This is a genomic window from Flavobacterium sp. HNIBRBA15423 (genome assembly GCF_052655965.1).
This window is the reverse complement of record NZ_CP199751.1, coordinates 2,316,413-2,336,689: the sequence shown is the minus strand read 5'-3', so window position 1 is coordinate 2,336,689 and position 20,277 is coordinate 2,316,413. Positions and strand designations below refer to the sequence as shown.

Annotated in this window: 10 protein-coding genes; 6 read left to right on the top strand and 4 right to left on the bottom strand. The window is 30.4% G+C overall.

Annotated features, from left to right (window positions below; genetic code table 11):
• The first annotated feature begins 32 nt into the window (after positions 1–32).
• The 4 genes from ACULEV_RS10510 to ACULEV_RS10495 all read left to right on the top strand — a co-directional run bounded on the left by ACULEV_RS10510 (position 33) and on the right by ACULEV_RS10495 (position 9,828).
• Entirely contained in the window at positions 33–2,663 is a 2,631-nt protein-coding gene (locus ACULEV_RS10510; protein ID WP_445455011.1) for a valine--tRNA ligase, read from the top strand.
• A gap of 158 nt (positions 2,664–2,821) precedes the next feature.
• Positions 2,822–6,718, top strand: a complete 3,897-nt coding sequence (locus ACULEV_RS10505; RefSeq protein WP_445455010.1) for a fibronectin type III domain-containing protein — start codon at positions 2,822–2,824, stop codon at positions 6,716–6,718.
• A gap of 113 nt (positions 6,719–6,831) precedes the next feature.
• Positions 6,832–8,319 (top strand): aminotransferase class V-fold PLP-dependent enzyme, encoded by a 1,488-nt coding sequence (locus ACULEV_RS10500; RefSeq protein WP_445455009.1) that lies wholly within the window; start codon positions 6,832–6,834, stop codon positions 8,317–8,319.
• A gap of 249 nt (positions 8,320–8,568) precedes the next feature.
• Complete coding sequence (locus ACULEV_RS10495) at positions 8,569–9,828, top strand: aminotransferase class I/II-fold pyridoxal phosphate-dependent enzyme (protein ID WP_445458538.1); 1,260 nt, start codon at positions 8,569–8,571, stop codon at positions 9,826–9,828.
• A gap of 65 nt (positions 9,829–9,893) precedes the next feature.
• Here the strand turns inward: ACULEV_RS10495 and ACULEV_RS10490 are convergent, their stop codons facing one another.
• Positions 9,894–10,304 (bottom strand): hypothetical protein, encoded by a 411-nt coding sequence (locus tag ACULEV_RS10490; protein WP_445455008.1) that lies wholly within the window; start codon positions 10,302–10,304, stop codon positions 9,894–9,896.
• A 427-nt stretch (positions 10,305–10,731) separates the two neighbouring features.
• The gene (locus tag ACULEV_RS10485; protein ID WP_445455007.1) at positions 10,732–11,142 is read right to left on the bottom strand and encodes a hypothetical protein; all 411 of its coding nucleotides are present in this window, start codon (positions 11,140–11,142) and stop codon (positions 10,732–10,734) included.
• Positions 11,143–11,477: 335 nt separating this feature from the next.
• On the opposite strand from ACULEV_RS10485, the gene ACULEV_RS10480 reads away from it, so the two are divergent.
• Complete coding sequence (locus ACULEV_RS10480; protein WP_445455006.1) at positions 11,478–12,599, top strand: cysteine desulfurase family protein; 1,122 nt, start codon at positions 11,478–11,480, stop codon at positions 12,597–12,599.
• A 56-nt stretch (positions 12,600–12,655) separates the two neighbouring features.
• On the opposite strand, the gene ACULEV_RS10475 is transcribed toward ACULEV_RS10480, so the two are convergent.
• Positions 12,656–15,061, bottom strand: a complete 2,406-nt coding sequence (locus ACULEV_RS10475; RefSeq protein ID WP_445455005.1) for an alpha-ketoacid dehydrogenase subunit alpha/beta — start codon at positions 15,059–15,061, stop codon at positions 12,656–12,658.
• A gap of 177 nt (positions 15,062–15,238) precedes the next feature.
• Positions 15,239–18,103, bottom strand: coding sequence for an aminopeptidase (locus ACULEV_RS10470; protein WP_445455004.1), 2,865 nt, complete (start codon positions 18,101–18,103; stop codon positions 15,239–15,241).
• 131 nt (positions 18,104–18,234) lie between these two features.
• Between ACULEV_RS10470 and ACULEV_RS10465 the strand changes: the two genes are divergently transcribed.
• Positions 18,235–20,220: an endonuclease gene (locus ACULEV_RS10465; protein WP_445455003.1), complete on the top strand. Its 1,986-nt coding sequence runs from the start codon at positions 18,235–18,237 to the stop codon at positions 20,218–20,220.
• The last annotated feature ends 57 nt before the right edge of the window (positions 20,221–20,277 follow it).

Genomic DNA, 20,277 nt, shown 5'->3' with positions numbered 1-20,277 from the left:
AAAAATATAAACGAATTAAATAGATACAATAAATGGCAATTCCAGCACAATTTAACCCAAAAGACGTAGAAAAAAAATGGTACGATTACTGGATGAAAAATAAATATTTTCATTCCACTCCAGATAATCGCACCCCATATACAATTGTAATTCCACCACCAAATGTGACTGGAGTCTTACACATGGGACACATGTTGAATAATACCATTCAAGATGTATTAATTCGTCATGCACGTTTAAAAGGATTCAATGCTTGTTGGGTGCCAGGAACAGATCACGCTTCCATTGCAACAGAAGCTAAAGTTGTAGCCAAACTAAAATCAGAAGGAATTAACAAAAGCGATTTAAGTCGAGAGGAATTCTTAAAGCACGCTTACGATTGGACGGATAAATATGGAGGAACCATCTTAGAACAATTAAAACAATTGGGTTGTTCTTGTGATTGGGATAGGACAAAGTTTACTATGGATAAGGATATGTCTGCTTCTGTAATTAAATCATTTGTTGATTTATACAACAAAGGGATGATTTACCGTGGTTTTCGTATGGTAAATTGGGATCCAGAAGCAAAAACTACTTTGTCTGATGAAGAAGTAATTCATGAAGAACGTCAAGGAAAACTTTACTATATCAATTATAAGATTGAAGGAAGCGATGATACGTTAACTATTGCAACAACACGACCAGAGACAATTTTTGGTGATACAGCTATTTGTATTAATCCTAATGATAATCGCTTTTCACATTTAAAAGGTAAAAAAGCCATTGTTCCAATTTGTAATAGAGTAATTCCAATTATAGAAGATGAATATGTAGATGTAGAATTTGGTACAGGATGTTTAAAAGTAACACCAGCACATGATGTTAATGATAAAGAATTAGGTAACAAACATAATTTAGAAATCATCGATATTTTTAATGAAGATGCTTCGTTGAATAGTTTTGGATTGCATTTTGAAGGGAAAGATCGTTTTATAGCTCGTGAAGAAGTAGCAAAAGAGTTAGAATCAAATGGAGCTTTGGTAAAAACCGAAATCCATATGAATAAAGTGGGAACATCAGAAAGAACTAAAGCGGTTATTGAGCCTCGTTTGTCTGATCAATGGTTCTTAAAAATGGAAGATTTGGTTAAACCAGCCATTAAAGCCGTTTTAGAGACTGAAGAAGTAAAATTATATCCAAGTAAATTCAACAATACTTATCGTCATTGGATGGAAAACATTCGCGACTGGAATATTTCTCGTCAATTGTGGTGGGGACAACAAATTCCAGCTTATTATTACGGTGAAGGAAAAGAAGATTATGTAGTTGCAAATGATAAATATGAAGCTGTTGCAATTTTAGAAGAAACTAAAGGTATAATAATCACAGACTTTAATGAGCTTCGTCAAGATGAAGACGCTTTAGATACCTGGTTCTCCTCATGGTTATGGCCAATGGCTGTTTTTGGAGGAATTTTAGATCCAGAAAATGAAGATTTCAAATATTATTATCCTACAAATGATTTAGTAACTGGTCCAGATATTTTGTTTTTTTGGGTAGCTCGTATGATTATGGCAGGTTATGAGTACACAGGTAAAAAACCATTTAACAATGTATATTTAACTGGTTTAGTTCGTGATAAACAACGTCGCAAGATGTCAAAATCATTAGGTAATTCTCCAGATCCATTAGATTTGATTGAAAAATTTGGAGCTGATGGTGTTCGTGTTGGATTACTTTTAAGTGCTTCTGCTGGAAACGACATCATGTTCGACGAAGAATTATGCAATAATGGTAAAGCTTTCGCTAATAAAATATGGAATGCATTTAGATTAATTAAAGGTTGGGAAGTAGCTGATATTGCTCAGCCAGAAGCATCTAAAATAGCTATTGATTGGTACGAAGCTAAACTGCAACAAACTCTTGCTGAAATTGAAGATAATTTTGAAAAATACAGATTATCAGATGCTTTAATGGGGATTTATAAGTTAGTTTGGGACGATTTCTGTTCATGGTTCTTAGAAATTATTAAACCAGCTTATCAACAACCTATTGATAGAGTAACTTTTGATAAGGCAATTGAATTGTTAGAAGCTAACTTGAAGTTGTTACATCCATTTATGCCTTTCTTAACTGAAGAAATTTGGCAGTACATTGCAGAAAGAACACCAAAACAAGCTTTGATTATTTCAGAATGGCCAACAATGAAAAATACAAATCCTGATTTAATTGCAGAATTTGATTTTGTGACAGAAGTTGTTGCTGGTATTCGAACCATTCGTAAGCAAAAAAACATTGCTAATAAAGATAGTATTGATTTAAAAATAATTAATAATGAAAAAAATGCTACTATTTTTGATGCTGTAATCATAAAACTAGGAAATGTTGAAAACCTAGACTATGTAACAGAAGCAGTAAACGGAGCATTAACCTATCGTGTAAAATCAAACGAATACTTTATTCCAATTGCTGGTAATATTGATGTCGCAGCTGAAATAGAAAAATTAGAAGAAGAATTAAAATACATTCAAGGCTTTTTGAAATCAGTTCAGGTGAAGCTATCAAATGAGAAATTTGTTGCCAATGCAAAACCTGAAATTATTGCAAACGAAAGAAACAAAGAAGCTGATGCTTTAGCCAAAATCGCAACAATTGAGCAAAGCTTAGCTAGTTTGAAGTAATTTTATCTTAATTATTAATTTAACCAGTTATTTGTGATGAATAGCTGGTTTTCTTTTTATCTGTGTTTTTTGCTTTTTGTCGATATTTTTTCAACACCCATTAAAGTTATTAATATTTTAGTTATATTAGCAATAACTTAACAAATTATTAATATCTTATGAAAAAAATTACGCTAAGCCTTTTTTTATTACTATTTTCCTTAATTAGTTTTAGTCAAGTACCTATAGGAAATGGTAATAATGAGGCGCAAGAACTGCCTTTTGATCCATATTATGGATATACGTATTCTCAGAGTATTTATTTGTCTTCAGAAATAAATACTTCAGGTAATATAACTGGTTTACAATGGTATTATAGTGGAACTTCTTTATTACCAAATAATCAAAATATAACTATTTATTTAGGACATTCTACTAAAACTGCATTTGCTACTACTACCGATTGGGAGCCTCTAGCTTCTCTAACGGCAGTTTATACAGGAGGTGTTCCTGTTAGTGGTGCAGGATGGGTAAGTATTACTTTTGATACTCCTTTTGCTTATAATGGAACAGATAATTTAATAGTTGCTGTTGATGAAAATTTTGCAAGTTATGATACTAGTAATGATGATTTTTATAATACAGCTTCAACAGTAGGAAGAAGTATATGGTATAAAAGCGATTCAACAAATCCTGATCCAGCAGCTCCACCTACAGGAACTCGCGCTTCATTTTACCCAAATGTTATTTTTAATGGAATTGTTCAAGCATGTCCACAGCCCACTTTATTAGTTGCTTCAAGTGTTACTTCGTCTTCAGTAGATGTTGGTTGGAATGCTGGTAGTTCAGAAACTGAGTGGGAATATGTTATCCAACCTCAAGGTACTGGAATTCCAACTGGTTCGGGAACGAATATAACAGTTAATCCTTTAACAATTTCTGCTTTATTGCCAGATACAGTTTATGAAGTTTGGATAAGAGCATATTGTAGTGTTACAGAGCAAAGTTCTTGGTCTGGTCCTTTAAATTTTAGAACTTTATGTAACACATATACAGCTCCGTGGAGTTATGATGTCGAAACAGCTGGGGTAACAACTAATTCAACAATATTAGATTGTTGGTCTTCTATTCCAACAAATACAACTGCAGCATATAGATGGAATGTAGATGGAGCAGGAGGAACTCCTACTAGTCCTAATACAGGTCCAACTGGAGCTAATGGTGGTGTGAAATATTACTATGTTGAAGCAAGTAGTGGAGCAGCTGGAGCTGTTGCTGAATTATATACCCCTTTAATAGATATTTCAGTTTTAACAGATCCTTCTTTGCAATTTTACTACCATATGTTTGGAAATACAATGGGAGATTTACATATTGATATATTTGATGGTTCTGTTTGGGTAAATGATGTAGATGTAATAACTGGTCAACAACAAACGGCTAATAGTGATCCATGGCTCCAAAGAATTGTTAGTCTTTCTGCTTTTTCAGGAACTATTCAGGCAAGATTTAGAGCTATTCGAGGAAGTGGAGTAAATGGAGATATTTCTTTAGATGATATTTCTTTTGATGAGGCACCTGCTTGTTTACCACCAACTAATTTAATGGTGTATAATATTACTGATACAACTATAGATTTTGATTGGACTGAAAATGGTACTGCTTTTGATTGGGAATATGTTATACAAGCTGTTGGTGCAGGTACTCCTACGGGTTCTGGTGTAGCTATTGATGCTCAACCATGGGAAGGTATTATATCTGGGTTAACTCCTAATACAGATTATGAAATTTACATAAGATCATTTTGTAGTGCTTCAAGTCAAAGTACTTGGTTTGGTCCCGTAGTTTTTACGACTGAGTGTGCCACATATACTGTACCTGCTTTAGAGAACTTTACAACATATGTTCCTTCATGTTGGGAAGAAGCAGATAATGGAGATTTAACAGCTGGTCCATCAACTTTTGGCTCAAGTAATTGGTTAGAAGATGGTTTTGGTAATGTTGGTGCTACAGGAGCAGTTAGATATAATATTTTTACTACAGGTGCTAACGATTGGATCTTGTCTCCTTTATATGCAATTCCAGCTACTGGATATGAATTAAAATTTGATGCAGCTGCTACTCAATATGCTTCAACTAATGCTCCTACAACAGCATGGGAATCTGATGATTTTGTAGAAGTTTTAGTGTCAACTGGCACAACAAATTGGACAGTTTTATATACATATAATAATACAAATGTACCTTCTAATACGGGTACTACAAATATTATTGATTTAGATACTTATGCTGGTCAAAATGTACGTTTTGCATTTAGAGCAGTTGAAGGAGCAACAAATGGATCTGCGGATATTGATTTCTCAATTGATAATTTTGAAATTAGACTGACTCCATCTGCACCACCATCTTGCTCAACAAATGTAGTTGCTACACCTGATGTTTCATGTGGAAACTTTGCAAATGCATTATCATGGGATTCAGTTTCTGGTGCTGATGGTTATAAAATTACATTGGCAACAACTTCTGGAGGTAATGATATTTTAGATAATGTAGATTTAGGAACAGCTTTAACTTATAATTATTCAGGTTCTATAAATACTACTTATTATTTTGTAATTACTCCTTATAATGGAAGTGGTGATGCAACTGGTTGTACAGAAGTTTCTTTTACAACTAATGCTAATGGATGCTACTGTACTTCAAACCCAACTAGTAATGATGGGGCAGGTATTACTAATGTAGATATTGTTGCTACTAGTTTTCCAACAACAGATGTTACCTATTTTGATCATACTGCAACAACTGTTGATATGTCTCAAGGAATTTCAAATAATGTTCAAATTTCTTTTGCTACAGGTTATACCTACAATACCTATATTCTAATTGATTTTAACGATGATTTTGATTTTAATGATGCAGGTGAATTAGTATTTACTGGAGAGTCTTCTTCAACAAATCCTACTACATACAATGCTTCGTTTATTATGCCTGCTACAGCGCCTCTTGGAGTTCATAGAATGAGAATTGTAACAGCAGATGCTATGACTACTGTTAACCCTTGTTATGGTGGCTCATATGGAGTTACTTTGGATTTTAATATAAACATTATTGCGGCTAGCTGTACTCCTCCAAATGTTACTTCTATAGCTGTTAGTCATGATTGTATTAATTCAGAATTTAGTTTAGATGCTAATGTTACTGATTTAGGAAATGGTACTCCTTCTATTACAGATGGAGTTACTACTTGGCCAATAACTGCAACAGGGATTACTCAAGTTGGTCCATTCGCATATGGTTCTTCAGTTACTTTAACATTGTTACACGGAAGTGATAGTGCATGTGATTTATCTTTAGGAACATTTACGTATGCTGCTTGTCCTCCTGTTAATGATGATTTATGTAATGCTACACCGCTTACATTAGGAGCAGCTACAACTGGTAATGATTACACTTTAATAGCAGCTACGTCTGAAGCTAATGAACCAATAGGAAGTTGTTTTAATGGAGGTATTGCTGGATCTGTTTGGTTTAGTTTTGTTGCTCCTGCATCTGGTTCAGTTGAAATTACTACAGATTTTGCTGGTGGAACATTACAAAATGGTGATACAGAAATTGCTGTTTATGAAGGTACAGGTGTTACTTGCTCAGATTTATCAACTTTACCAGCTGAAGTAGATTGTGATCAAGATAGTGGCAATAATAATACAACATATGGTTCATTTTTATCATTAACTGGTTTAACTTCTGGAACAACTTATTATATTCAAGTGGATAGCTATAGTGGAGTAACTTTAGGAACATTTGGAATTCAAGTAAATGATGTTTTAAGTTCTTCTGCTTTTGATTTAACTAATTTTAGAGCTTATCCAAACCCTGTTAAAGACATACTTAATTTAGAGTATACTTCAGCTATAACTTCTATTAGTGTTTTTAATTTATTAGGACAAGAAGTATTATCTAATAAAGTGAATGCAACATCAGCAAAAATAGATATGTCACAATTAAATAGTGGTGCTTATATTGTTAATATTACTATTGACGGAGCCGAACAAGTAATTAAAGTGATTAAAGAATAATAAAAGTTTTATACTTATTTTTTTAAAGCTCCGAGATTTCTCGGAGCTTTTTATTTTATTAACTATATTAAGTAATATTTTAAAAATGTATCTTTGTGGTAAAATGAGATGTTATGATAAGTACTCAATCTGCTACAGTATTAGAATTATATTTTAAAAAATTTAGAGATAACATTATTGGTATTAATCAAACTTTTTCTTCACCATATGGAGAAAAAAAGATTATTTATACAGATTGGACAGCAAGTGGACGTTTGTATAGACCTATTGAAGATAAACTAATTAATAAGTTTGGCCCTTTTGTAGCTAATACACATACAGAAACTACAATTTCTGGAACAGCTATGACAATGGCATATCATAAAGCAAGACATATTATAAAGCATCATGTAAATGCCAATGCTAATGATATTTTAATAACTGATGGAACCGGAATGACAGGTGTTGTGAATAAATTGCAACGAATTCTTGGTTTTAGAATAGCTGAAAATCTAAAAAACTATACTCAATTTCCAAAAGAATTAAAGCCTATTGTTTTTATTTCTCATATGGAGCATCATTCTAATCAAACGTCTTGGCTAGAAACCATTGCTGATGTAGTAGTGGTACCTGCAGATGAAGAAGGGTTATTTAGTTTGGATAATTTAAAATCGTTGCTTGAAAAATATAAAGATAGAAGTTTTAAAATTGCTTCTATTACTTCTTGTTCAAATGTAACTGGAATTAAAACTCCTTATCACGAAGTTGCTAAATTAATGCATCAAAATAATGGTGTTTGTTTTGTTGACTTTGCTTGTTCTGGTCCTTATGTTGAAATTGATATGCATCCAGAAAATGATAAAGAAGCCTATTTAGATGCTATTTTCTTCTCTCCACATAAATTTTTAGGTGGTCCAGGTACTTGTGGAGTTATGGTCTTTAATAAAAATTTATATAAAAATAATGTCCCAGATTGCCCAGGTGGTGGAACAGTTAGATGGACAAATCCATGGGGAGATCATCAGTATATTGATAATATTGAGGATAGAGAAGATGGTGGAACTCCTGGTTTTCTACAAGTTATTAAAGCAGCATTGGCAATTCAATTGAAAGAAGAGATGGGAATTCAGAATATGTTAGACAGAGAGCATGAATTAACAGAAATAATTTTTAAATCGTTAGGTGAAATAGATAATATTAATATTTTGGCACCTCAGCATCAAGAGCGATTAGGTGTGATTTCATTTTATATTAATGATTTACATTACAATTTAGGAGTGAAATTGTTAAATGATAAATTTGGTATACAAACTAGAGGAGGTTGTAGCTGTGCTGGTACATATGGACATTATTTACTTCATGTGGACCAAGAAACATCTAATTCTATAGTTTGTCAAATTTCTGCGGGTGATTTAGAAAAAAAACCAGGTTGGATAAGAATGTCAATTCATCCTACTACTACTAATGAAGAAATAGAATATGTGTGCAATAGCATTAAGGAACTAGCATTACATCATGAGGAATGGAAAAAAGATTATTTGTATCATTCAAATAGTAATGAATTCACACATAAAAATGATTCAAAATTAGAAGTAAAAATGGTTGAATCGTGGTTTAATTAGTTTTAAGAACCTTTATAAAGTATAAAAGCCGACCTGGAGCGATCGACTTTTATGTTGAACGTGTAACCACATTTCTGTGCGTTCGGGTGCAAATGTAATTTAAATTTTTAGATTTCAAACTTATTTTTTTAGGAATCTTCAAATTTTAATAAAAACATAGAAAAAAAAGATTTTTAATATTACTTAAATTATACTAAAAAAACTCATTTTAATTCTTATTTTTGCCAAGTTTTCAAAATGAAAAATATTATGGTAAAAGATTTATTTGAAAGAATCCAAAATAATAAAGGACCTTTAGGGAAATGGGCTTCACAAGCAGAAGGATATTATGTTTTTCCTAAATTAGAAGGAGAATTAGGACCAAGAATGAAATTTCATGGAAAAGAAATTTTAAATTGGAGTTTAAATGATTATTTAGGTTTAGCAAACCATCCAGAAGTAAGAAAAGTTGATGCAGAAGCTGCTGCTCAATATGGCGCTGCGTATCCAATGGGAGCTAGAATGATGAGCGGTCATACAGATGTTCACGAACAATTAGAAAGAGAATTAGCTACTTTCGTTAAAAAAGAAGCTGCTTATTTATTAAATTTTGGATACCAAGGAATTATGTCTGCTATTGATGCATTGGTAACTAAAAATGATATTATTGTATATGATGTAGATGCCCATGCATGTATTATTGATGGTGTTCGTTTGCACATGGGTAAACGTTTCACTTACAAGCATAATGATTTAGAAAGCATGGAGAAAAATCTTCAACGTGCAACAAAAATGGCTACAGAAACTGGTGGTGGAATATTATTTATTACTGAGGGCGTTTTTGGAATGAGAGGACAACAAGGTAAATTGAAAGAAATTGTTGCTATGAAGCAAAAATACAATTTCCGTTTATTAGTTGATGATGCGCATGGTTTTGGTACTTTAGGTAAGACTGGTGCTGGTGCTGGTGAAGAACAAGACTGTCAAGATGGTATTGATGTGTATTTTTCTACTTTTGCTAAGTCTATGGCAAGTATTGGTGCATTTTTAGCTGGAGATAAAGATATAATTGATTATTTAAAATATAATTTACGTTCTCAAATGTTTGCTAAATCGTTGCCAATGATTCAAACTGTTGGAGCATTAAAACGTTTACAATTATTAAGAGATAATCCAGGTTTAAAGGATAAACTTTGGGAGAATGTAAATGCATTACAAAATGGTTTAAAAGATAAAGGATTTAATATTGGAGATACTAATACTTGTGTTACTCCTGTTTATCTTGAAGGTTCTATTCCTGAAGCAATGGTAATGGTTAATGATTTAAGAGAAAATTATAATATTTTTCTTTCAATAGTAGTTTATCCAGTTATACCTAAAGGGATTATTTTATTAAGAATGATTCCAACTGCTTCCCATTTATTATCTGATATAGAAGAGACTTTAGCTGCATTTGAGGCTATTAGAGAAAAATTAGTTAATGGAACTTATAAGAAAATTGCTGAAGCTACAACTATAGATGTATCATAGTAGTAGTTTTACTAAATATTTAAAAAAATAGAGCTTATTAAGCTCTATTTTTTTTATGGTAAGTTTTATTTTTGTTTTTTGGATTCATCTAATGAAGTAATACTGTTTTCGGTTGTTATTACCGTTGGATTTACCACATTTCCTATAAAGCTAGCTGTATGATACCCGTTTTTGTCTGTATATATTACTTGAACTGAAAAAACACCTAATGATGTTGGCTCAATAGTTAAAATTTTCTCTTTACTATTTCCAATTATATTTAGTTCACCAAGATTTTTTTTACTTTTATTATTTGTTAAATTATTATTAACTTGCCATTCACACGAATCTATCTCTTCATAACTATTTATCGAAAAGGTAGAGGTCTGTCCTAATATAAGAGTAAAATACCCTGCTATTTTTCCATTATTTGATTGAGAAAAGCCAAAAAGGCAATAACCAATTGCTAAAACTAAGGATAAAGTGATTTTTTTCATTTTGTTAGGGCTTAGTTGTTCCATTTGGTCTTGAACGTTACTGCGACCTCATACTAATTTAATGTGATAGTATAAATACACTTTTTAATAAATTTTTTCTTGAATTTTAATAAAGATAATGATATATTTTCAATTAAAATGTTAATAATAAAGATTAAGTGTATTTTTTTATCGACAAAATGTTGTTTATAAGTTTTTTGTAATTTATTTTTTAAGTGATTTTTGCAATGATTTCTTAGAATTACTGTAAGATGGATGCTATTTATTACAGTAAAATAAGGTTAACTGGTAAGATTTAATTTCTCATGTAATGTTCTAATAATTATAGTTTGATAAAATAGTAGTTAAAAAAAAATAACGACTCCTAATTTTTGATTAGTGAGTCGTTATTAACAAGAAAATTTATTTATAGTTGTTTATTTGTTTGCTATCTTTTTTTGTTGTCTTTTACATAGGTTATAGTATTCCTTTTTGAAGTAATCTCGTTTGGACTTACTACATTTCCCATAAAACTAGCAGTATGATATCCTTTTTCATCCATATAAGATAAATGAATAGAAAACGTGCCAACAGCTGTTGGTTCAATGAGTAATGTTCTTTCAGTATCTGTTCCTACAATCTTTAATGTTCCTATTGTCTGATTGTCTGAAGAAGCATAATGGTTATTAATATCCCAATCGTAACAATTATCGCATTGGGCATTTTGAGCGGTAGTGAAACTAGCAGTCTGTCCTAAAATTACAGTGAAATAACCGACAATCGTGCCATCATTGCATTGTGAGTAACTAGTTATGCAAAATCCAAGTGCTAAAACTAATGATAGAGTAAAGTTTTTCATTTTTTTGGGCTTTTTTTGTTCTATTAGGTCTTGAACGTTAGTACTTTATAGTTTTCTTTTTCTATACTTTAAAGAACACTATGTAAAAATATGCTATGTATTCATAATAAATTTACAATTTTTTTGCCGAAATTGTTAAAGTTTTATAATGTGTTACTTTTTATCTATTAAATGGCTGATAATGTCTTTTTAAAGGTTAAATAATTGTTAAAATTAACATAAAAATATTTTTAAAATGTAATTATTTTAGAATGACAATAAACTAATAGTTTAAACTTATTATATCTTAGATAAATCTCTTTTGAGTTTGTTATCTTTGTAATAAGATTTTTTTTATGAGAAAAATATATTTAGATAATGCTGCAACTACTCCTTTGAGGGAAGAAGTTGTGTCAACAATGTCTTCAGTTTTAATGGAGAATTTTGGTAATCCTTCATCTTCACATAGTTTTGGTAGAAATTCAAAAAATATTTTAGAATCATCTAGAAAGAGCATTGCAAAAGAAATCAATGCAATGGCATCAGAAATTATTTTTACTTCTAGTGCAACTGAAGCTACGAATTGGATTTTGAGGAGTGCTGTAAAAGACTTAGGTGTTAAGAGAATTATTACATCAAAAATAGAGCATCATGCTACATTATATACTGTATTGGTTTTAGAGCGTGAATATGGAATTAAAGTAGATTATTTACCAGTATTGGATAATGGAGTTTTGGATATTTCAGTATTAGATGAACTGTTGAATGATTCTGTTTTGTCATTAGTTTCTTTAATGCATGTTAATAATGAATCTGGTGAAATTTTGGATATTGATAGTGTAGGTAAGTTGTGTTTGGAAAAAAGAGCTTATTTTCATTGTGATGCCGTTCAAACTATTGGTAAGCAAGCTTTTGATTTGAAACAATTAGCTGTTGATTTTATGGTAGGAACTGCTCATAAATTTCACGGACCAAAGGGTGTTGGTTTTGCTTATATTAAAAAGGGTGCTGTATTGCAACCGTTACTTTATGGAGGTGAACAAGAAAAAGGATTTAGAGCTGGAACGGAAGCAGTTCATCAAATTGCTGGTATGGCAAAAGCTTTGGAATTGTCTTACGCTAATTTAGATAAAGAAAAAGCATATATAGCCGATTTAAAAGAATATTGTACTAATGGTTTAATGAAGGCTTTTCCGAATGTAAAAATCATTGGCAAACAAACTTTCTATAATATAATGAATGTGATTTTACCTTTTGATTCTAGTAAGACTACAATGTTGTTGTTTACTTTAGATATGAAAGGGATTGCTGTTTCAAGAGGAAGTGCTTGTCAAAGTGGAAGCAGTAAACCGTCTCATGTATTAGCTGAATTTTTGACTTTAGAAGATCAGCAAAAGCCTAATATAAGAATTTCATTAAGTCATTTAAATACAAAAGATGAAATTGATTATTTGATTGAAACTTTAAAGTTTATTTAGATATTAATCATAAAAAAAGGAGATTCGTTTGATTAAATCTCCATTTTTATATTTTTTTAGTATAAACTAGGATATTTTGTAGGATTAACTTCATTCATAATACCATATATTTTTTCATATATGTCTTCTGCACTTGGTTTTGAAAAGTAATCTCCATCAGTGCCATAAGCAGGTCTATGAGCATTTGCAGTTAACGTTTGTGGCTCGCTATCTAAATGATAAAATCCTTTTTGAGTTTCAAGTATTTCTTGTAAAATATATGCACTTGCTCCACCAGGAACATCTTCGTCGATAACTAATAAGCGATTTGTTTTTGCTAAACTTTTAACAATGTCATGATTAACATCGAAAGGTAATAACGATTGGATATCTATAATTTCTATATCAATACCTATTTCTAATAGTTCTTTAGCAGCTTGCTCGACTAGGCGTAGAGTAGAACCATAAGATACGACAGTCATATCTGAACCCTCTTTTATTGTTTCAACAACTCCAATTGGTGTTTTAAATTCTCCAATATTAGTTGGTTTTTTTTCTTTTAAACGATATCCATTTAAACATTCAATTAATAAAGCAGGTTCATCTGTTTCTAATAAAGTATTATAAAAGCCAGCTGCTTTTGTCATATTTCTAGGCACTAATACATGAATTCCTCTTATGGCATTAATAATCATTCCCATTGGTGAACCTGCATGCCAAATTCCTTCTAAACGATGACCACGTGTTCTAATAATTAAGGGTGCTTTTTGTTTTCCGTGTGTTCTATATTGTAAGGTTGCTAAATCGTCACTCATAATTTGAATAGCATATAGCAAGTAGTCTAGATATTGAATTTCCGCAATAGGTCTTAATCCTCTCATTGCCATTCCTATTCCTTGTCCAAGAATTGTAGCTTCACGAATTCCGGTATCTGCTACACGAAGTTCACCATATTTTTCTTGCATACCTTCTAATCCTTGATTTACATCACCTATATTCCCAGTGTCTTCACCAAAAATTATAGTTTCAGGATATTTAGAAAAAATGTAATCAAAATTGTCTCTTAAAATTAAACGAGCATCTACTTCTTCATTAGAATCATCATAAGTTGGCTTTACCTCTTTAACTGAAAAAACATTCTTATTTGATTGAGAATATAAATGTGAACTGAATTTAGGTTGAATTTTTTCAATATATGTAGTAATCCAATTTGCTAAAATTGGTCTTTCTTCTTCTTTTATAATTAAACGTAATACTTTACGAGCTGTTGTAAGTATATCTTTTCGTATAGGCTCTTTAATTGAAGCTAAATCATTAGCATGTTTTTCAATAAAAACTTTATTTTGGCTAGATTTAGAAATATTTTGTAAAACGCTTACAAGATCTTTAACTTCTTTTATAATTGGATTATTATATGCAGCCCAAGCAGCTTTCTTACCTTCAAGAACTTCTCTTTTTGAAATTGTATTTATTTCATTAATTTCTTCTTCAGTAGCAATGTTGTTGCTAATCATCCAAAGCTTCATTTGCTCTATACAATCAAACTCTTTTTCCCATTCTAGACGTTCTTTACTTTTGTAACGTTCATGGCTTCCAGAAGTAGAATGACCTTGAGGTTGTGTTAATTCGTCCACATGAATTAAAACTGGAACATGCTCTTCACGGGCAATTTGTGAAGCTTTTTCATATGTATCAACTAAAGTAGGGTAGTCCCAACCTTTAACACGAAGTATTTCATAACCATTATCATCTTCATCTCTTTGAAGTCCTTTTAATATTTCGGAGATATTTTCTTTAGTAGTTTGGTATTTTGCATGTACAGAAATTCCATATTCATCATCCCATACACTCATAATCATAGGAACTTGTAATACACCAGCAGCGTTTATAGTTTCAAAAAACAATCCTTCTGAAGTAGATGCGTTTCCAATGGTACCCCATGCTACTTCATTTCCATTTATTGAAAATTGAGAATGATTTTCTAATCCTTTAACATTTCTGAATATTTTTGATGCTTGTGCTAAACCTAATAATCGAGGCATTTGCCCAGCAGTTGGAGAAATATCAGCACTTGAGTTTTTTTGTTGTGTTAAGTTTTTCCATTCTCCATTTTCATCTAAGCTATGAGTAGCAAAATGTCCACCCATTTGACGACCGGCACTCATAGGGTCAAAATCTATATCTGTATGACCATAAAGACCTGCAAAAAATTGTTCTATTGTTAACTCATTAATAGCCATCATGAAGGTTTGGTCTCTGTAATAACCAGATCTAAAATCTCCATTTTTAAATGCTTTAGCCATAGCAAGCTGAGGAACTTCTTTTCCATCACCAAAAATACCAAACTTTGCTTTACCAGTAAGAACTTCTCTTCTTCCTAATAGACTACATTCTCTACTAACTATGGCAGTTTTATAGTCTTTTAGGACTTCAGTTTTAAAATCTTGAAAAGATAAAGTTTCTTTTGTTACAGGATTACTCATATTGCTAATTTTGAAGTTGCTACAAATATAGTTAAATGGTAGTAAAAAAGCAAGAATGCTGTTGTTGAAATATTAATAATTATTACTAATACATTGTGTTTAATATAAATACTGTATTTATTAAGGTTTTTAAGGTGGTTTTGTTGATAATTATTCAAAAAAATGATTAATAATTATTTAAAACCATTTTCTAGTAAATAATGAAATTAAAGTTTTCGGACTTATAGTTATTATAAATCTTATTTTTTCAGTATAATTTCTATCATTTAATTCAAAACCATTTGAAGATTGAACAGGTAAAAATAATTCAAAATAATCTGGTACTAAGTTTAAATGTATGCCTGAATCATATAAGAATTTAGTTGACTCATGATTATTTTTTAATAAACCTATATCTCCATAAACTTGAACCCAATTCCAAATGTTAAATGACCCATTGATTGTAGTCATCCAATTATTTGCATATCGAGTATCTAATTTTGATTTGAAACCACCTTCTGAATAAACAAATTGTTGACTAAATAGCCCTGTTGATTCACTTCTTCCTAATAAATTTGTTTGAAAAGTTAAATCTACTGGTTTTTCTAATCCAAAACGATATAAATCATTATTGCTATCTGAATAAATAAATTTTCCTGCAAAAAATCGTAGACTAAGTTGTCTGTTATTTTCGAATAATTTTCTATAATTAATCACAGTGGTTATATTTCCAAAAGCATTTGATATTTGAACTTGATTAGAAATATTGAACACCTTAGTAATTTCTGATTGCGAATTTGTATAAGAAGCACTAAATACAGAAAGTTTAGATTTATCTTTATTTATAGATGAACTTGTTATGCTTTCTTTGTCAATGAAAAACTCTCTAATTTGAATATATTCTGTTTTATTAGTTCTTAAATTTCTATCTCTAAAAACAAATTGTACTGAGGGTATAATTCTAGTATATTTAGCATTTGGAGCATAATGCAATTGATTAGCACTTAATCCATAAATAATTCGATATAATTTGCTGTCATCTCTAATATAATCATCTACAGAAGTTGAAAAACCACCAATTATTTTTCCTGTATTTGTTGAATATAAAGGTGAAACACTAAAATTAAATGGTTTATTTAGCATTGATCTGTTATTCAATTTAATACCAAAAGCAATACCATCATAAAGGTTATATTCAAATTCAGGAGAATAGAATATTTGATTATAATTTGGCTCTTCTAAATCTTTATAAAAATTCAATTTTAACGGTCTATGATTAAAGAAAAAGCCTTTTAATGATTTCCAGTTGTTTCTTAAATTATATTCCGGAACCTCATTATTGTAATTTAAAACAAATTTTGTTGCTTCATTCTTTGGGAAAACTAAAGTTGTATCTGTTTTTATATTTTCAATCCATTCTTTAAAAATAATACTATCTTTTTTTAATTGGTAAACAGAAATAGGAACGTTTGTTTTTGTTTTGTTTTTTATGGTTATACTAACTTCGTCTTCTGTTTTTGAAACCTTAGAAATTTTAAAATCAATTAAATCTCTACTATGTATAATTGTTTTAAAAAACCAATCGATATTTTTTGAAGTTTTACTTTTTAAAATCATTTCAAAATCGATATGATTTGTTTGATAATTTTGATTTAAAACGATAAATTCTTGAATGGCATCTTCAACACTATTATTTTCTAGATAACTATCTAGGTATTTCAAACTAAGTCCAGCTTTGTATTTGTTGGCTATTTGTTCATTAAATTTGATTAATTTATTTTTTGGTGTACTTAATGGTTGATCAAGATTTTTTCTTGCCATCAACATATATAAATAATTGTATTGTTGGTTAAAATCAAGATTGATAAAATGATATGACTTTAAAATTTTAAGTTTTGCTAAGTTACCCGTCATTCTCATTTCAGGATGAAATTCATCTATATATTGCATCATTACAAAAACCTGAATAGCATCTTGTATCCATTGATCTTTTCTAGGATTTAATTGTAATGCGTTTTTTAAATAATTATTAGTATATGTTTTTAAAAACATTAATTCAAACATGAATTCATCTGAAAAAGGGCTTAAAAATGAAGGTAGTTGATTTAGCCCATAAAAGGGTTGACGAGCATAGTCTTCTTGAGATACTATTATTTTTTCAGTTTTATTAGCACCTATTTTTTCATGTATAAAATGAGTTATTTTATCAATAAGAATTGCTTTATCAATATCTTCTAATTTTGTTTCTAAATTAGTACTTACTTCAATTATTTCATTTTTATAATTAGTAAACTCTTTTTTTGGAGACATGCATAAGGTTATATCAAGTCTGCTTTTACCTGTAAAAATATAAGAATCAAAATTTGGGTTTGTAGTATTGGAATTATCCAAATTTAAATCTGAAACAATATGATTACCTTTTGGAATTTCAATATTAACTTTATAATCTGAAGGAGCGTTTGTGATATCATCTAAATTTTCATTACTATATACAACAAATTGTTTATTTTCAAATCTTGCAGGTGACAAGAACCAATTCTTTAAATAAATTATTCCATCGTCATTAAAACCATATTTAGTAAATCGATTATTAGGAATTTTTACAGTATAAAATAATGATATTTTTGTGCTTGTATTTGGGTAGAGCGGTTGGGCTAACTTCAAAATGACAATATCAATGTGATCTTCATCTCTTTTCCATTCTAAATTTTTAAAATTTCCATCAGTTACACTTTTAATTTCTGTATGACCTCTATCTTGTTCTTTAGCAAGATGAAAGGCTCTTACATATTCATCTGAAAATCTTTTAGCTAAATAGGAGTCTTTCGACGAAAAAGCATTATTCCAGTCATTTAAAACTATGGAATTGATAGTAGTATTGCTTGAATTTATATAACTCAACTCATGTTGAATCAAAAGGGTTTTCTCCACTTGATTTACTCGAACAGTAATAGTTGAATTATGTTGAGAAAAACAGAGGCATGAAAATAATAATAAAACTAAACCTTTAATTTTCAAAGCATTTTTTAATAAGATTACAATTTTACTAAAAAGTTGCGTCATTTATGATTTTTTCATAAGAAAATGTCAATATATTTTTACAAATCTTTTTTTATTGATGCTAATGTTAATAAAATCAATTATTTAAAGGAATGTAAGTAAATGTTATTAATTACCTTTGTAAAAATGATATTATGATGCTCCAAAAATTACTTTTACTAATTACCCTTTTTTTTATATCTATTTGTTCTTCACAAATTGTGATAAATGAAATAGATGCTGACAATGCTGGTTCTGACCAATTAGAGTTTGTAGAATTAAAATCTGCTAACCCGAATTTTCCTTTAGATGGCTATGTTTTAGTCTTTTTTAATGGAGGTAGCACATCTCCTTATTCGGGTACATCTTGTTATTTTGCTTATGATTTGGATGGTTACACTACAGATGTTAATGGAATTGCTCATTTTGGTAATAGTTCAGTGAATCCATCTCCAACAGGAACATTTCCTAATAATTTAATTCAAAACGGACCAGATGTAGTGGCTTTATACCTTGGAAATGCTTCAGATTTTCAATATGCTGTTCAACCAGGAACACCTGCATCTGCTACAAATTTAATTGATGCTGTTGCTTATTCTAATAACAATAATCAACCTACAAATATGATGTCTGTTTTAGGGATTACATTTTGTACAAATGAAAACATAAATGGGTTAAAAGATACAGAATCTGTACAAAGAAAAAATGATGGAACTTATGAAGTTAAAGCAGCTACACCTGGAGCAAATAATGATGGTACTGGTGTAGTAACTAATTATGTAACTGTTTCTACTTCTCAAACTTCCTACACCGAAGGAGATAGTTTTAATATTGTTTTTACCACCGATACACCTGTAACAAATGAGACATTAATTGTTAATTTTACTACAGCTAATGGTAATTTTATGGCTAACGATATTACTGGAGGTTTTACTGTTTCTATTCCTGTAGGACAAACTACTGGCCAAACATTTGTAACAATTACAGATGATACTGCTGACGAAGGAGATGAAGAGATGCTTATAGATGTTCAGTCATTACCTTTTGGTTATGCTTCTGCAAATGATAATGTAATTATAAGAATTTATGACAATGATTATGTTGTTCAAACTTTTGGTACACCTTTAAATCCTACATATGGAATAGTTACACCTACAACACCTGTTGGTTATTATGATTCATTAGAAGGACTTTCTGGTGCAGCTTTAAAGCAAGCGTTGCAAGATATAATTGCAGATCCAAATACAGTTCATGCACATAATTATGGAGATATTGAATACATTTTAAAAGAATCTGATAAAAATCCTCAAAATTCAAATCAAGTTTGGCAAATGTATGTAGAAACTCCGAGAGCAATTTTAGATTATCAAACTGGTTCGAGTAATATAGGAGTGTGGAATAGAGAACATATTTTTCCACAATCGAGAGGTGGTTTCTCTGATGGAACTTCTTCTTCAGCGGATGGTATAAATGTTTGGTTGCCCACAAATGCTAATGATATTCTTGCTGGACATGCGGATGCACATCATTTAAGAGCAGAAGATGGAGCCGAGAATTCTACTAGAAGTAACAGAGATTATGGAGTGGATTATAACGGTCCAATAGGAAGCCAGGGAAGTTGGCATGGTGATGTTGCAAGAGCTTTGTTTTATATGGCAGTTAGATATAATGGATTAGATTTAGTAAACGGAGATCCATCAGATGCAATTGTGGGACAAATGGGAGATTTAGCTTCCTTACTAACTTGGAATACACAAGATCCATCTGATGATTTTGAAATGAATCGTAATAATTATATTTATACTTGGCAAGTAAACAGAAATCCTTTTATAGATTATCCTTTATTAGCAGATTATATATTTGGATCTAATTTTGGTCAACCTTGGTCTTTTTCTTTGTCAAATGAAATTTTCACCAATAATAGTATAAAAGTATATCCAAACCCTACAACAGATTATTTAATTTTTTCTGGTATTGAAGGAAATGCAAAAGCAGAAATTTATACCCTATCTGGTCAACTTCTAGTTGTACATGATTTTGTGAACGAAACTCGTCTAGAAATCAATTTATCTTCGGGGATGTATCTTGTAAAAGTTTCTAATAGAAATCAATCAATACATAAAAAAATAGTAGTTAAATAGTATTAGATAATTAATTAAAGAATTATAAAAAACGACTTTTTGGTCGTTTTTTTGTTA

Excerpts from the sequence above, each read along its gene's own strand:
- ACULEV_RS10500 (WP_445455009.1), top strand. The coding sequence starts at position 6,832 with ATGATAAGTACTCAATCTGCTACAGTATTAGAATTATATTTTAAAAAA.
- ACULEV_RS10475 (WP_445455005.1), bottom strand. The coding sequence starts at position 15,061 with ATGAGTAATCCTGTAACAAAAGAAACTTTATCTTTTCAAGATTTTAAA.
- ACULEV_RS10480 (WP_445455006.1), top strand. The coding sequence starts at position 11,478 with ATGAGAAAAATATATTTAGATAATGCTGCAACTACTCCTTTGAGGGAA.
- ACULEV_RS10495 (WP_445458538.1), top strand. The coding sequence starts at position 8,569 with ATGGTAAAAGATTTATTTGAAAGAATCCAAAATAATAAAGGACCTTTA.
- ACULEV_RS10470 (WP_445455004.1), bottom strand. The coding sequence starts at position 18,103 with ATGACGCAACTTTTTAGTAAAATTGTAATCTTATTAAAAAATGCTTTG.
- ACULEV_RS10490 (WP_445455008.1), bottom strand. The coding sequence starts at position 10,304 with ATGAAAAAAATCACTTTATCCTTAGTTTTAGCAATTGGTTATTGCCTT.
- ACULEV_RS10465 (WP_445455003.1), top strand. The coding sequence starts at position 18,235 with ATGATGCTCCAAAAATTACTTTTACTAATTACCCTTTTTTTTATATCT.
- ACULEV_RS10510 (WP_445455011.1), top strand. The coding sequence starts at position 33 with ATGGCAATTCCAGCACAATTTAACCCAAAAGACGTAGAAAAAAAATGG.
- ACULEV_RS10485 (WP_445455007.1), bottom strand. The coding sequence starts at position 11,142 with ATGAAAAACTTTACTCTATCATTAGTTTTAGCACTTGGATTTTGCATA.
- ACULEV_RS10505 (WP_445455010.1), top strand. The coding sequence starts at position 2,822 with ATGAAAAAAATTACGCTAAGCCTTTTTTTATTACTATTTTCCTTAATT.